Source organism: Pseudomonas sp. NPDC087804 (assembly GCF_044742965.1).
Classification (GTDB): Bacteria; Pseudomonadota; Gammaproteobacteria; order Pseudomonadales; family Pseudomonadaceae; genus Aquipseudomonas; species Aquipseudomonas rustica.
Genome location: NZ_JBIUVN010000001.1, coordinates 569,471 through 584,420 on the forward strand (window position 1 = coordinate 569,471; position 14,950 = coordinate 584,420).

Genomic DNA, 14,950 nt, shown 5'->3' on the forward strand with positions numbered 1-14,950 from the left:
CCAGCGTCACGTCGCCGACTACACTGCGAGAAATCACCGCAGGGACGCGCATCCGATGGCAACGCTTATGAAGCAAACGCTCAACTCAAACACACCGATTTTGGCGGTCGTTGATGCTCGACGTCTTCTGGTCAGAACGGTCAATTATTGCCGAACGCAGATCGACGATGCGGCAGAAGTGCGAGTGGATCGTCAGCTGCATGACGCTGGCGGCCGTGCGGTGAAACAGTGGGATCCGCGATTGTGGGCGTTGGCTGAGTCTGATGTTGAGACGCCGGCAAACCAGTCGACGGTTTGCTCTTTATCCGGTCAGGACTTGGCCAGCAGCAACGTCGACGCCGGCTGGCGGGTCAATCTGGTAAAAGATTCCGGGCAGACGATCTGTCGTTGGGACGGCCGCAAAAATCAATCGCGCTTTGAGTACGACTTGCTCTTGCGGCCGGTCGCGGTGTTTGAACAGGTCCACGGCGAAAGCGAGCGTTGTGTCGAGCGTTTGCGTTATGCAGGCACTGAAGCATCCGCGAGCAATTTGTGCGGACAGTTGATGCGTCACGACGATCCTGCGGGTTCATTGCACATTCATGAGGCCAGCCTGCAAGGTGCAGTTTTGCGGCAATCACAGCACTTTTTGGCGCTGGCAACTGCTCCGGATTGGCCGAAGTCTGTGGCGCAATGCGATGCGTTACTGGAGCCAGGAGGCGGCGCAGTCACCCTTCAGCATTACAACGCACTGAATGATCTTCTTAGCCTGACCGATGCGCGGGGACATTGCCGCCGTTCTGCCTATGACGTGGCGGGTCAATTGCACCGAAGCAATCTGCAACTGGCGGGTCAGGCTGAGGCGGTGTTGCTGTCAACGATCAGTTACAACACCTCTGGCCAGATCGAGCGGGAAGTCGCTGGCGATGCGGCCATCACCACGGCACGTTATTCGCCAATCGATGGTCGTCTGGAACAATTGCTCGCACTGAAGCCCGACGGCACTCGCCTTCAAGATCTGACGTACACCTCTGACCCGGTGGGCAATATCCTGAGCATTGAGGACGGTGTACAAACGGTGCGTTTTTTCAATAACCAACGGATCGATTCCGTCAGTGCCTACCGCTATGACAGTCTGTCCCGACTCATCGAAGCCACCGGGCGAGAGGCTGCGGCATCCAGCCCCGATCAGTTCGCCAATTACACCCAACGCTACAACTACGATGCCGGCGGCAACCTGGTTCGGCTGCAGCATGTCGGCGCGCACTCCCATACCCGCGAGATGCAGATTGCGGCGTTCAGCAATCGCGGTGTTTTCAAAAATCAGGGTGATCCAGACGCAGCGTTCGATGCCAACGGCAATGTGCAGAAATTACAACCGGGTCAGGCATTGGCTTGGGATCTGCGTAATCAACTGCGGCAAGTCACACCGGTCGAGCGAACCGAGGCAGCCAACGACACCGAACGGTATGCCTATGACAGTGCAGGTCAGCGCGTTCGTAAAACTCGCTTTACCCAGGCTCGTAACAGAACTCACCAGGCCGAAGTGCGCTATTTGCCGGGCCTGGAACTGCGCACTAATACCGCGACTGGCGAAGTCCTGCATGTCATCAGCATCTCTGCCGGGCGCAGCGGGGTGAGGGTATTGCACTGGGAGAGTGAGCCGCCCGCCGAGATGACCAATGATCGATTGAGCTACAGCTTGAGCGACCATTTGGGCAGCAGCAGTCTGGAGTTGGACGCGGCAGGGCGATTGATCAGTCAGGAAGGTTATTACCCTGACGGCGCAACCGCTTGGTGGGCGAGTCGCAGCGAGGTCGAGACGTCGTACAAGACCGTTCGTTATTCGGGCAATGAACGTGATGCGACAGGGCTGTATTACTTCGGATTCCGGTATTACGCGCCGTGGTTGAATCGCTGGATCAATCCGGATCCGGCGGGTGTTGTTGATGGTTTGAATCTGTTTCGGATGGTCAGGAACAATCCGCTGCGGTACCGGGATGGGGATGGGCGGCTGCCGGAGGAGTATTCAGAATATGCGCCGAGTGCGATGGTTTCGGGGTATGACCTGAATCCGAAAGCATTAAGGCGTCGTGACGTAAATGAGCAGACAGCAGCAGAGCGTGAGAAAGCAGTCGAGGACGGCTTTTACAATTACAGTCTGGACAACGCGCACAGAATCGTCACTGAAGACGGCAATCGCCCCGAATCTCGTGATTATTTTGATAATGAGTATTTGCCGGGACGTTGGAGAATGCTTGCAAATTATCGCAGTGCCGGCAACGAGCTCAGTGCAACCGATGTGACTTGGTATCAATACAAGCAGGTTTCAAAACTGAATAATTTTTACGGGGTGATGCCGAAAGTCATTCTGCGTTGGGACGTCATCAACGAGGACGCTTTACTCGCTACCGAAAAACCAGAAGGCATACGCGAGCGTTTTTTGGCCAGTAAAGGAAATGGTCGATCAACACAGAGAATCCTGGACGCGTTCGGCCTGCAGGCAACCAGAGTCGAGAGAGTAAATATTGAGCTTTCCGATCCCAAGAAAGACATAGTCATTATTGCTGTGCATGTCGAGCCAAAACCTGAATATCGGGATTGGGCCAATGAAGCCTTGCAGGCAAATGCCGAGAAAGAACAGCGACGAGCAAGCCGCAACCCGACTTCACGAGCCGCGCACGCAGTATGGCGAACGGCTAGACGTGCTGTGTTTGACGTCGGCGGGTTGTTCTTATGAAATTAATTCTGTAGATTTTCATGAAATTATAAAAAGATAATTTCATGAGGTCGCGAATGTTTCAGCAATCCACGCAGCACGTCGACAGCTATTACGCCCACAGTTGCGCCGATATTTTGCGTGAGCGACCTGCGCTGGAAGGCGAGCAGAACACCGACGTCGTCATCATCGGCGCCGGTTTCAGCGGTCTGCACACCGCGTTGCGTCTGGTCTTGGCCGGTAAACGCGTGACGTTGCTGGAAGCCAGTCGGGTGGCGTGGGCGGCTTCGGGGCGTAATGGCGGGCAGGCGATTCTTGGCTGGTCGTGCGACATGCCGCCGCTGGAAGCCGCGCTCGGCCATGAACGCGCCAAACGTCTGTGGGACGGTATGCGTTGGGCGGCGCAGGAGTTGCGTGAATTGCCGGGTCGTCATGGTTTCGATTGTGACTATCGGCCGGGCCATTTGTGGACGTCGGTGATGCCGCGCCGGGTTGGATTGCTGACCGAATGGCAACACGAGGCCAGCCACAAATGGGGCCACGATGCTTTGCAGTTCATTCCGCGTGAACAGTTGCCCGAGTGGGTCGCCAGCGATCGCTATCAGGCCGGGCTCTACGATCCGCAAGGCGCACACCTCAATCCTTTGAAACTGGCCCTCGGCCTTGCCGCTGCGATAGAACGTGCCGGTGGCCACATCTACGAACAAAGCAAAGCGCTGAGTTATCAGGAGGAGGGCGCAGGTTTTCGGGTCAACACTGCGCGCGGATCAGTTCGCGCTGATGTGTTGATCCTTGCCTGCAACGCTTATCTTGATGAACTCGATCCGCAACTGGCCGCCTGCATTTTGCCGGTCGGCACTTATCAGGTCGCCACCGCGCCGCTGACGCCGGAGCAAGCCACGGCATTGCTGCCGAGCAACGTCTGCGTGACCGACAACCAATTCGTCCTCGATTACTTCCGCCGCACACCGGACAACCGTTTGTTGTTCGGCGGCGGCTGCACCTATCTGGGCGGCATGCCCAAGGATATTGCGGCGGCCACTCGGCCGTTTCTGCAGCGAGTGTTCCCGCAACTCAAAGGCGTCGAGGTGGAATTTGCCTGGGGCGGCCATATCGATCTGACGTTGAAGCGCACGCCGGATGTCGGCAGCGAGGGCAACCGCTATTGGCTTCAGGGTTACTCGGGGCATGGCGTGTTGCCGACACTGGCCGCCGCCCGCGCGGTGTCCGAAGCCATTCTCGGTCAGAGCGATGAATTGGCGTTGTACCAAGGCCTGAGCAACGGCCGTTTCCCCGGCGGTAAACATTTCGCCGCGCCGCTGGAAGCCATCGGCAAGGCCTGGTATCGACTGCGCGACAGCGTCTGATGCGTCATTTTCCGGAAGTTGAATCATGAACAAGCAAGAAGAAATCGCCGCACTGGCGATCCTCATCCATGACCTGCGCAAGCACAAGAAGTGGACCTTGAAGGAGTTGGCCGACAACATCGGCCGCTCGGTGGGTTTTCTCTCGCAGGTCGAGCGCGGCCTGTCGCGGCCAACCGTGGCAGACCTCACCGCGATCAGCGAAACCTTTGGCGTGCCGACCACGTATTTCTACAGTTTGCCCAAGCCCAAAGAGCTGCCGTGGGTCACGCGCCCGGACGAGCGCCGCACGCTGTATTACGCCAACGGCATCACCGACATTTTGGTGTCGCCGCAGATGCGCGCCTCGTTCTCCATGCTTGAGAGTCATCTGGAGGCGGGCGCCAGCAGCGGCGATCGACATATGACGGACAGTTCGGAGCAGGGCGGTTACGTGCTCGAAGGCGAGTTGACGCTGTGGCTGGGCGACGACGAAGAGCCGGCAACGCTCAAGGCCGGCGACAGTTTCCAGTTCGACAGCCACACCGTTTGCCGCTACGGCAATCTCACCGATCAGCTCACACGCGTGCTGTGGGTCTACACCTGATAACAACAAATAAAGGATGAACACGATGGACGCTGTCTGCGCCGACCTGTTGGCTGAAGTGCGCGCGTTTCGCCAACAACACCCCGAAGTGCGTTATGTCGACCTGATTTCTCTGGATATTCCGGGGCACTTTTACGGCAAGCGCTACCCGATCGACATGCTCGAAAAAGTCGCGGCGGGCAGCGCGCTCAAGTTGCCGCAAAACTGCGTGCTGCTGGGCGTGCAGGGCGGGTTGTTCAAGATTGGCGATTACTGCTTTAACGATGGCGATCCGGACGCCGTACGGCGTTTGGTGCCGGGCACTTTGAAGCCGGTGACCTGGGAAGCGCAGCCGCTGGGGCAGATGCTGATTACCTCGGACGGCACTGAAAAACCCATCGAATTCGAACCCCGTGAAGTGCTGGCGCAGGTGCTCGATCGACTGGCGCGTAAAGGCATTCACCCGGTGGTGGCGTTCGAGCTGGAGTTTTATCTGTTCGATAAAAAGCTGCGCGACGGCCTCCCGCAATTCCCTCGTGATGACCTGACCGACGATGCCGATGATCAGCCGAACATGCACATCGAGCGCTTGTCGCGGTTTGCGCCGGTGCTGGATGAGATGGTCGAGGCGACACGAGCGCAGGGTATCGACGCCACGGTAATCACGGCGGAACTCGGCCCCGGTCAGTTTGAAATCAATTTCGGGCATCTCGACGATGGATTGCGTGCTGCCGATTGGGCGGCGCTGTTCTGCCGCAGCACCCGTGGCGTGGCGCTCAAACACGGTTATCGCGCCAGTTTCATGGCCAAACCGTATTTGCAGCACCCGGGCAGTGGCATGCATGTGCACGTCAGTCTTTACGATGCTGACGGCAATAATCTGCTGGCGGCGAATCAACAACAGCCGTTGCGTCATGCGGTGGCGGGGTGTCTGGAATTGCTGCCGCACAGCATGCCGATCTTCGCCCCGAACCAGAATGCGATGCGCCGCTTGGGCGGTACGGTCAACACGGCGACCAAGGCAAGCTGGGGTTTTGAGGATCGTGATGCGTGTTTGCGCATTCCTGAATCGGACGCGAAAAACCTGCGCATTGAATATCGACTGGCCGGCGCGGATGCCAATCCGTATCTGGTGTTGGCAGCGATTCTGGTGGGACTGGAACACGGCTTGGCAGCGGGCAAGGAACCCATCGCACCGCTGAATGAAGACCGTGACAGCGGTATCGGTTTCCCCACTGAAATGTTTGAAGCGGTAAAAACCATGCAGCAGCAGCCGCAACTGCGTGAAGGGCTGGGCGCCGAGTTTGTGGATGTGTATTGCGAGAACAAACGTCAGGATCATTTGGCGTTTATGCAGGAGATCAGCGCGCGGGAGTATCGTTGGTATTTGTGAAGATTTATAAGAAACCAGAAACATTCTGAAACATTTTCCGGATGGCAGGGGTCAACAGAGCACATCCCCTGCCAGAAGTCCCCATGAAAACACCTCGTCCATCCGCACGCCTGGAAACCCTTTCGCAACTGCGAAATTTCAAGATGGCGAGGTCAGCGCATGCTTATGTTCGCGGCAGCACGGTTCAATTTTATGAATGGCTGCACAGCCAACCCGGCCGGCGCCTTCCCCACGGGCCTGCCGTATGGATCTGTGGTGATTGCCACGCCGGCAACCTCGGGCCCACCGGGGATTTGAAAGGCCAGATCGACATCCATATCCGCGACCTTGATCAGACCGTTATCGGCAATCCTGCGCACGATCTGGTCAGGCTTGCCCTGTCATTGGCCACGGCGGCACGCGGTTCCGATCTGCCCGGTGTCGCGACCGCGCGCATGCTCGAAGAAATGATGCGCGGCTACGAGCAAGCCTTTGTCGACGACGTCGATAAAGAACCGCCACGCCCGGCGCAGGTCAAGGCGGGCATGCGCAGTGCGGTGCAGCGCACGTGGAAGCATCTGGCGCAGGAGCGTATCGAGAACACCAAACCGACGATTCCCTTGGGCAAACACTTCTGGTCGCTTTCGCGGGCAGAGCGTGCGGCGCTGAAAACCCTGTGCGCTACCGACGATATTCATACGTTAGTGACTTCGTTGAAGGGCCGGTCGAAGGATGACCGGGTCAAACTGCTCGACTCGGCGTATTGGGTCAAAGGCTGCAGCTCGCTCGGATTGAAGCGTTACGCGGTGTTGTTGGGCGTGGGCGAGGGCGATGATCAGGATTTCTGCCTGCTCGATGTCAAAGAAGCGGTAACGGCTGCAGCACCGCGTGCGGCCAGGTCTTCGATGCCGCGCGATAACGGTAAACGTGTCGTAGAAGGCGCGCGGTTTCTATCGCCGGGGTTGGGTAACCGTATGATTGCGACGCGCGTGCTTGATCATGGCTTTTTTGTCCGCGAATTGTTGCCGCAAGACATGAAGCTGGAACTCGATCAGTTGAGTCAGCGTGATGCGATGTTGGCGGCGGGGTATCTGGCACGAGTGGTGGGGATTGCCCACGCACGGCAGATGGACCTGGCAACGCGGTCATCATGGATCAGCGAACTGCAAAACTGCCGCTCGAAGACGCTGGATGCGCCGTCGTGGCTTTGGTCGAGTGTTGTGCAGTTGGTTGGCAGTCATGAGAAAGGCTATCTCGAACACTGTCGCCGCTACGCCCTGCAACACTAAACCCCTTACACACTGCAACGCTGAACCCTTGTAGGAGCTGCCGCAGGCTGCGATCTTTTGATCTTAAAAAACAACGTCAAAAGATCGCAGCCTTCGGCAGCTCCTACAAGGTGTGGTGTTAGAGCGAGGCTTTTACTTGCAGGCCCACGACCAGTGCGTTGTCGATGTCTTGCCCCGAGAACGCGCCTGGTTCGATGATGTATTGCACATTCGGGCGCAGCGTCAGCCATGGCGTGGCTTGATAGCCGTAACCCAGTTCGATTAATTGCTCGGCGCTGTCCAGATTCGGGAACGCGGTGCCATTGGCCAGCGCGGCGTCTTGCTGCACATCACGGCTGCGCGGGTTAGGCACGGCGCGACCATAACCCAGCGCGACGGTGTCATGCGGGCGGCTGTCGAACGGTTTGTACAACACCACGCCAGTGCCATACCACTTGCTGAACGGCGAAGCCGCGTCGCTGGCCGCTGAATACTGACCGAACGCGTGCAGGCTGCGGCCGGTGGAAGTCTGCGAAGCCCACACCGCTTGATCAACCAGCAAATAATGACCGCCGCGACCGGACACTTCATCGTCGCTGCCGATGCGTTTCACGTCGGAGCTGTCGTAGTAGTAACCAACCTTGTATTCGCCAGGCAATTCGCCGCCGTGCTTGTACACCAGCTCGATCGGCACCACCGTACCGGTGGTGTGTTTCGGCCCAAGGTGCCAGGCGCGACTGGAGTTGCCGTTGCTTTGCGGGTCGACGTTGAACGCCGCCACGCGCAATTGCCAGGAGGACGACAGGTCGTATTTCACCCGCACGCCCAAATGCGCGTTGGGGTAGTTGGTCCAGCCGCTGCCGCCGGACATGTTCAGCGGATGACCGCAGAACCCGGCGTTCATGAAGTTGCAGAGAATGCCGCTGTCGAGGCCGCCGAGATCGTTGCCCATCGCCATGTAGCCGAGTTTGACGTTAAGCGCCGGGGTGAACAGGCTGCGCTCGTAACTCAGTTCGGTCAGGCGCGTGTACAGGCCGCCGTAGTTTTCCTGAATCGGCAAACGGTTGCCGACGAGGTCTTCTGAAGCGCTGTTGCCACGGCGGTCGTTAATGGTCAATTGCACTTTGCCGGCGTTGTCGACGCCGTACAGTTTGCTCAGATCGAACTGCACGCCGAGCTTGATGTTCTGCGAGTAACGCGCCGAACGGTGCAGGCCGCCGTCAGCGTTGTAAGCGGTTTCGCCGCTGTAGTCGCCGGTGAATTTGACGCCTTGTTCATCCATCTGATGACGCAATCCGCCCCAGTCGCCAGTGAGCGTGCTGCGGGTTAACAGATCGGATTCGCCGGCGGCCAGCGCGGGCAGGGCAGTGGTGCAGGAAAGGCCGATCAACAGGCCTTTGAACAGGTCGGAACGAGAAAAACGAACAGCCGATTGCATGTGAATCTTCCTGCTGGAATCTTGGGCAATGGAGCAAAGCAGCGCGGCACCCTTAGGTGCCGCGCTTGACTGGATGAAGTGACGACGGCTTACGGCAACGCGTAGGCCATGACGAGGTCGCCACGATCGGTCGACTGACGAGCGCCGCCCGCGGTGATGACGATGTACTGCTTGCCGGTTTTCGGCGAGACGTAAGTCATCGGGCCGCCCTGGCTGCCCACCGGCAGACGCGCTTTCCAGACTTCTTCACCGTTGCCGCTGTTGAACGCGCGCAGGTAGAAATCCTGCGTGCCAGCGATGAAGATCAGGCCACCTTGGGTCGACAGCGTGCCGCCGAGGGTTGGCAGACCGATCTTGATCGGCAGGTGCATGCGGATACCCAACGGACCGGTGTCTTCAACCGTGCCGACTGGAACCTGCCAGGCGATTTTCTGCGTCTTCATGTCGATTGCGGTCAGGGTGCCGAACGGCGGTGCCTGGCACGGAATGCCGGCCACCGACAGGAAGCGGTTCTTGTTCACGGCGTAAGGCGTGCCCTTCAGCGGAACGGCGCCCATGCCGGTGTTCAGTGCTTCGCCGCCGGACGTGGCCTGGCCTTTGTTCTGCGATGGGATCATCTGAATCCACAGACCCAGACGCATGTCGTTGACGAAGATGAAACCGTGTACCGGGTCAGTCGAGATGCTGCCCCAGTTCATGCCGCCCAGCGAACCCGGGAAGCTCAACGATTTATCCATGCCCGGCGCGGTGTACAAACCGTCGTAACGCATGCCTTTGAAGTCGATGCGGCAGAGCAACTGATCGTACGGGGTGGCGCCCCACATGTCGGATTCGGTCAGGTGCTGCGCACCGATCTGCGGCATGCCCACCGATTTCGGCTGGGTAGGGGAGTACGGTTCGTTCGGGATGTTCGCCGCTTTGACCGGCACTTCTTTTACGTCGGTCAACGGTTTGCCGGTGGCACGGTCGAGCACGTAGATCTGCCCGGCCTTGGTGCCGATGACCAGCGCCGGAACGGTTTTGCCGTCCTTGGTGAAGTCGATCAGGCTCGGCTGCATTGGCAGGTCGAAGTCCCAGAGATCATTGTGCACGGTCTGGAACACCCAGCGCTCTTCACCGCTGGTGGCGTCCAGCGCGAGAATCGAAGCACCGTAGGTGTGATCGAGTTTGCTGCGCTCGACACCATAGATATCGGTGGACGAACTGCCCATCGGCAGGAAGACCGTGTTGGTCGCCGGGTCATACGACATCGGTGCCCAGCTGTTCGGCGTGCTGCGCACGTAGGTGCTGCCGTCTGCCGGCGCGTTGCGATCCTGCGGGTTGCCCGGGTCGAACGCCCAGCGCATGGCGCCGGTCATCACGTCGAAACCACGGATCACGCCGCCCGGCATGTCGGTTTGCACGTTGTCAGCCACGCGACCGCCGACCACGACAGTGGTGCCGGCCATCAACGGTGCGGAGGACAACTGATAGTAGCTGTCCGGGACGTTACCCAGACCGGCCTTCAGATCGACCTGACCGTTGTTGCCGAAACCCTGACAGAACTCGCCAGTGTCGGCATCGACCGCGATCAGGCGGGCATCAATGGTGTTGGTCAGCAGACGACGCTGGCAATTGGCGGCCGGCACCGGTTTGGCTTCGATGATGCTCGAATTGCTCGGCTGGGCAATGGCGGCAGTCGCATCGAAATAGGCCATGCCACGGCAGCGCTGCCAGACTTTCGACTGGGCGTTGATCGAGTTCTTCCACAGCTCTTTGCCGGTGTCGGCATCGAGGGCGATGAGGTTGTTGTGCGGGGTGCAGATGAACACTTTGTTGCCGATTTGCAGCGGGGTGAGCTGGTCTTCGGCGCCGTTGCCATCGCTCTCGGCGATGTCGCCAGTGTGATAGGTCCACGCGACTTTGAGCTTGTCGACGTTGTTGCGATTGATCTGATCCAGCGCAGCGAAGCGGCTGCCACCTTCGGTATTACCGTAGTGCGCCCAATCCTTCTGCGCCTTGTCCGGCTCAACCGGAGTGAGGCCCGGGCCAGTGCCGGTGGCGGCAACGGTCGGATGCGCGACGAACATGTTGCCGGCAGCAACGGCCAAACCGACCGCCAATACAGCGGCAACGGCGTAAGCGCCGCGACCCGCAACGCCACCGTTGGCGCGCTTGAGCATCGGGTAGACCAAGGCCACCACCAAGCCGATCGCGCTGAACATGAACAGGCGCGAGAACACCGGCCAGAACACCAGACCGGCATCACTGACAGCCCAGATCGCCGTCCCGACCAGGAACGCCGCGAACAACCAGGCACCGCTCAGCTTGAAGCGCGCGATCAACAGACCGGAAACGGCCATGACCAAGCCACCCACCAGGAAGTACCACGAGCCTCCCAGGCTGACCAACTTCACGCCGCCCGCAGCCAGCGCCAAGCCGAGCAGGGCGATGACGACGCCCAGCCCGACCAGAATGAATTTTGATATGCCCGAGAGGCGTTGACTCTGCTTCACGTTGAGTGTCCCGTTGAAATGAGGCGCGCATTATATAGTTAGGTAACTACCTAGTTAAATCACAAATTTCACCGTGAAGCGTAGTTCGCGGTTTTGGCTCATGCCTGAGGTGAAGCTTAGACGCTGAAATGTCTGTCGAAATGTGCAAAAAAACGCTGTTATGTCAGCTCTATTGTGATTTGTGACAGATACTGAATGTCGCGCCGCAAGGCGTAAATCATTTGCGCCAGGTTGTAAATGCGACGAATAACCACCCGGTAGCCCGATCCAGAGCCTCCGGTGGACGCGTCGAGCTATATGGATATGCTTTTTTAATCTTGGAATTCCGATTCCTTTACCGCTCAACTGGCGCCTTTTTGATCGGTGACTATTTATGTCCGAGCGATGTGAGGTGCTGGTTTTAGGCTTGGGCGCGATGGGCGCCGCCACGGTTTACCAGTTGGCGAAAGCGGGGGTGAACGTCGTCGGAATTGACCGTCATCACCCGCCGCATAACCTCGGCTCCAGTCATGGCGATACCCGAATCACAAGGCTTTCGGTTGGCGAGGGCGCGCAATATGTACCGATCGTGCGTAATTCGCATCGCATCTGGCGTGAGCTTGAGGCGTTGTCGGGTGAGTCACTGTTCGAGCAGTCCGGGTTGCTGGTGCTGAGGTCGAGCGCCGAGTTCGATCCTGCAGATCAGAGCGACTTCACCTTGCGCACCATCGGGCTGGCGCAGACCTACGGCATCGAGCACGAAGTCTTGTCCGCCGAGCAGATTCGCCAGCGCTTTCCTCAATTCGCCCACGTGCACGACTCGGCCATCGGTTATTTCGAACCCGGTGGCGGCTTCGTGCGTCCGGAGCGCTGCATCGATGTGCAGCTCAAACTGGCCGAGCAGCACGGGGCGACGCTTTATAAAGGCGAGACCGTCACCGCAATCACCTCGGACGCGGACGGTGTCACCGTTACCACCGACCGACGCACGCTGTTTGCCAACAAACTGGTGATCAGCGCAGGCAACTGGAGCGGTGAGTTGCTCAGCAAACCGTTTGAACATCTGCTCAGTGTTTACCGGCAGAAACTGTTCTGGTTCGAACTGGAAGAGAACGCCGGACTGGTGGGCCATTCACCGACGTTTATCCTGACCCACGGTCGTGGCGACGACAAAATCAACTACGGCTTCCCCGCATTACCCGGCGAGGGCAGTTTGAAAATCGCCACCGCGCAGTACCACACCGCATCGGCGCCGCAGGCCATCGACCGCACGGTTTCAGCAGCCGAAGCGCAGGACATGTACGAGCAGCAAGTACACAAGCGCATCGCCGGCGTGACCGCAAAGGTCAGCAAGTCCGCCGTCTGCGCCTACACCGTCACGCCGGATCGCCACTTCATCATCGACGAGCATCCGTCGCTGCAACACACGCTGTTCGTGTCGGCATGTTCGGGCCATGGCTTCAAGCATTCCGCGGCACTGGGCGAGGCGTTTGCACAGTGGTGCATGCGTGGCTCGACCGACCTGGATCTGTCCTCTTTCTCCCTGAAACGCTTCGAAGGAACACTATCGTGAAACGTGTCGCGCTCTCCGTCGCACTGCTGGTCGCCGCCATGGGTTCTGCCTATGCGGAAACTTTGAAAATTGCTGTGGTGCCCGTGCCCCATGCCGAGATTCTCGAGTTCCTGAAACCTCAGCTGGCAAAAGAAGGCGTGACGCTCGACGTCAAAGTCTTCTCTGACTACATTCAGCCCGACCGGCAGACGGATGAAGGTTTGCTCGACGCCAATTACTTCCAGAGCAAACCGTATTACGAAGCCTACAAAAAGGATCGCCCGAGCAGCGATCAGGTGCCCGTCGTCGCGGTACACATCGAACCGTTCGGCGCCTATTCGAAGAAGATCAATAACATCAGCGAACTCAAGGATGGCGCCACCATTGCCATTCCCAACGACCCGACCAACTCCGGTCGTGCACTGTTGCTGATCGCCAAACAAGGCCTGATCACCCTCAAAGACCCTGACAACATCATGGCGACGCGCCTGGATATCGTCAGCAATCCCAAGCACCTGAAGTTTCAAGAGCTTGAAGCGGCGATGCTGCCGCGCGTGTTGAATCAGGTCGATCTGGCTCTGATCAACGCCAACTACGCGCTGGAAGCCAAACTGGTGCCGCACAAAGATGCGCTTTTTATCGAAAGCTCAGAATCGCCGTACGCCAATTACCTGTACGTGCGCCGCGACAAGGCCAACGCGCCGGCGGTGCAGAAGCTCGGCGCATTGCTTAACTCGCCGCAAGTGAAGCAGTTTATTCTTGAGCGTTATCACGGCGATGTAGTGCCGGCGTTCTGACCACGTCAGGCCGTCACGTTCGATTCGGCAAAATGCACTTCAGTGGCTGCGCGCCCCGCCAGCCACGCGAGTACGGACGCGACGACCAGCACGGCAGCGCTCAGCTCGAATGTGGCTTTGTAGCCGCTCAGATCAAAGGCCAAACCGCCGACGATGGCGCCGCCGGCGATCGCCAGTTGAACAATCGCCACCAGCATGCCGCCACCGGCTTCCGCATCATCCGGCAGCGTCTGCGCCAGCCATGTCCACCAGCCGACCGGCGCGGCCGTGGCGACCAATCCCCACAGTCCGAGCAGCACGGCCGTCAGCATTGCCGACTCGCCGAAGTTCACCAGCGCCAAAGCGATACAGGCCATGATCAACGGGATAACCGTGAGGGTGCGGTAGAGGCCGCGGCCCATGAATCTTTCGATCAGAAAGGTGCCGATAAACCCTGCGAGTCCCAGCCCCAGCAGCATCAAAGACAGTGTTGAAACACTGACGCCGGTGACGCCCTCAAGGAACGGGCGCAGGTAAGTGAACAACATGAACTGGCCCATGAAAAACACGCTGACGGCGATCATGCCCAAGGCCACGGGCGGCTGACGCATCAGTTGCAGGGCGTTGGCGCCGCCGGCCTTGCGTTCGGCCTTGAAGGACGGAAGGCTGATCATCAACCACACCGCGGCCAGCGCTGCCACCGGCACCACACAAAAAAACGCACCGCGCCAGCCGATCAACGAACCGAGGAAGGCGCCCCCCGGGGCGGCGATCACCGTTGCGAGCGCGTTGCCACCGTTGACCATGGCCAGTGCGCGCGATACTTGATCAGGCGCCACCAGACGCATGGCCGTCGCCGCCGACAATGACCAGAAACCACCGATGGCGATGCCGATCAAGGCACGTCCGATCATGAATGACGGGTAGCCCGGCGCGAGCGCGACGATCGTGCCTGACACGATCATCAGCAAGGTCAGACTCAACAGCAATTTCTTGCGTTCAACGCGAGCAGCGATGCTTGCAATCAGCAGGCTGGTGATCAACGCGAACGCACCGGACACGGAAATGCCCTGACCCGCCTGGCCTTCGGTGATGTGCAAATCGGCGGCAATCGGCGTCAGCAGGCTGACCGGCATGAATTCTGAAGCAACTAAAGCGAACGCGGCCAGGGACATGGCCAGCACGGCGCTCCAGCCGCTTTTCTTTGTAGAAGGATCGGTAAGAGGGGTTGTCATGGAAACTACCTGTGTTGCGCGAAAAGCGTAGGAGGTGATGCGCAGGGGTTGAAGTGATGGATGCCTGCAAGGGCATGCCCCTGTAACAGTTCGACACATTCTCCCGGTCGATCCGCCGCTGCTCTAGTGCATTCCTCTTGAATGCTTGCCTGATCCTCTGAGGATGCAGGGTTGTGGATAGGAAAGCTCGGTTGCGCGGACTACAGTT

10 protein-coding genes are annotated in these 14,950 nt (G+C 58.9%); 7 read left to right on the forward strand and 3 right to left on the reverse strand.

Translation table 11 applies throughout. The annotated features are described in order from the left end of the window. Positions 1–67: 67 nt before the first annotated feature. The 5 genes from ACIOMO_RS02515 to ACIOMO_RS02535 all read left to right on the forward strand — a co-directional run bounded on the left by ACIOMO_RS02515 (position 68) and on the right by ACIOMO_RS02535 (position 7,288). Positions 68–2,719, forward strand: coding sequence for an RHS repeat-associated core domain-containing protein (locus ACIOMO_RS02515; protein ID WP_401237843.1), 2,652 nt, complete (start codon positions 68–70; stop codon positions 2,717–2,719). A gap of 56 nt (positions 2,720–2,775) precedes the next feature. Continuing rightward, entirely contained in the window at positions 2,776–4,065 is a 1,290-nt protein-coding gene (locus ACIOMO_RS02520; protein ID WP_401237844.1) for an NAD(P)/FAD-dependent oxidoreductase, read from the forward strand. Positions 4,066–4,090: 25 nt separating this feature from the next. Continuing rightward, the gene (locus ACIOMO_RS02525) at positions 4,091–4,648 is read left to right on the forward strand and encodes a helix-turn-helix domain-containing protein (RefSeq protein ID WP_401237846.1); all 558 of its coding nucleotides are present in this window, start codon (positions 4,091–4,093) and stop codon (positions 4,646–4,648) included. A 25-nt stretch (positions 4,649–4,673) separates the two neighbouring features. After that, on the forward strand, positions 4,674–6,020 hold the full coding sequence (locus ACIOMO_RS02530) for a glutamine synthetase family protein (protein WP_053120123.1): 1,347 nt from the start codon (positions 4,674–4,676) through the stop codon (positions 6,018–6,020). Between the two features lie 83 nt (positions 6,021–6,103). Then, positions 6,104–7,288: a DUF2252 family protein gene (locus ACIOMO_RS02535; protein WP_159811796.1), complete on the forward strand. Its 1,185-nt coding sequence runs from the start codon at positions 6,104–6,106 to the stop codon at positions 7,286–7,288. Between the two features lie 118 nt (positions 7,289–7,406). On the opposite strand, the gene ACIOMO_RS02540 is transcribed toward ACIOMO_RS02535, so the two are convergent. Next, on the reverse strand, positions 7,407–8,705 hold the full coding sequence (locus ACIOMO_RS02540; RefSeq protein ID WP_401237848.1) for a carbohydrate porin: 1,299 nt from the start codon (positions 8,703–8,705) through the stop codon (positions 7,407–7,409). 89 nt (positions 8,706–8,794) lie between these two features. Beyond that, positions 8,795–11,200, reverse strand: coding sequence for a glucose/quinate/shikimate family membrane-bound PQQ-dependent dehydrogenase (locus ACIOMO_RS02545; protein ID WP_401237850.1), 2,406 nt, complete (start codon positions 11,198–11,200; stop codon positions 8,795–8,797). A 373-nt stretch (positions 11,201–11,573) separates the two neighbouring features. Here ACIOMO_RS02545 and solA point away from each other — a divergent pair, with 373 nt between their 5' ends. Continuing rightward, positions 11,574–12,752, forward strand: a complete 1,179-nt coding sequence (gene solA, locus ACIOMO_RS02550; RefSeq protein WP_401237852.1) for an N-methyl-L-tryptophan oxidase — start codon at positions 11,574–11,576, stop codon at positions 12,750–12,752. Continuing rightward, the gene (locus ACIOMO_RS02555) at positions 12,749–13,528 is read left to right on the forward strand and encodes a MetQ/NlpA family ABC transporter substrate-binding protein (RefSeq protein ID WP_156316147.1); all 780 of its coding nucleotides are present in this window, start codon (positions 12,749–12,751) and stop codon (positions 13,526–13,528) included. Before solA ends, ACIOMO_RS02555 begins: the two co-directional genes overlap by 4 nt. A gap of 5 nt (positions 13,529–13,533) precedes the next feature. On the opposite strand, the gene ACIOMO_RS02560 is transcribed toward ACIOMO_RS02555, so the two are convergent. Further along, complete coding sequence (locus ACIOMO_RS02560) at positions 13,534–14,742, reverse strand: MFS transporter (protein ID WP_401237854.1); 1,209 nt, start codon at positions 14,740–14,742, stop codon at positions 13,534–13,536. Positions 14,743–14,950: the final 208 nt, after the last annotated feature.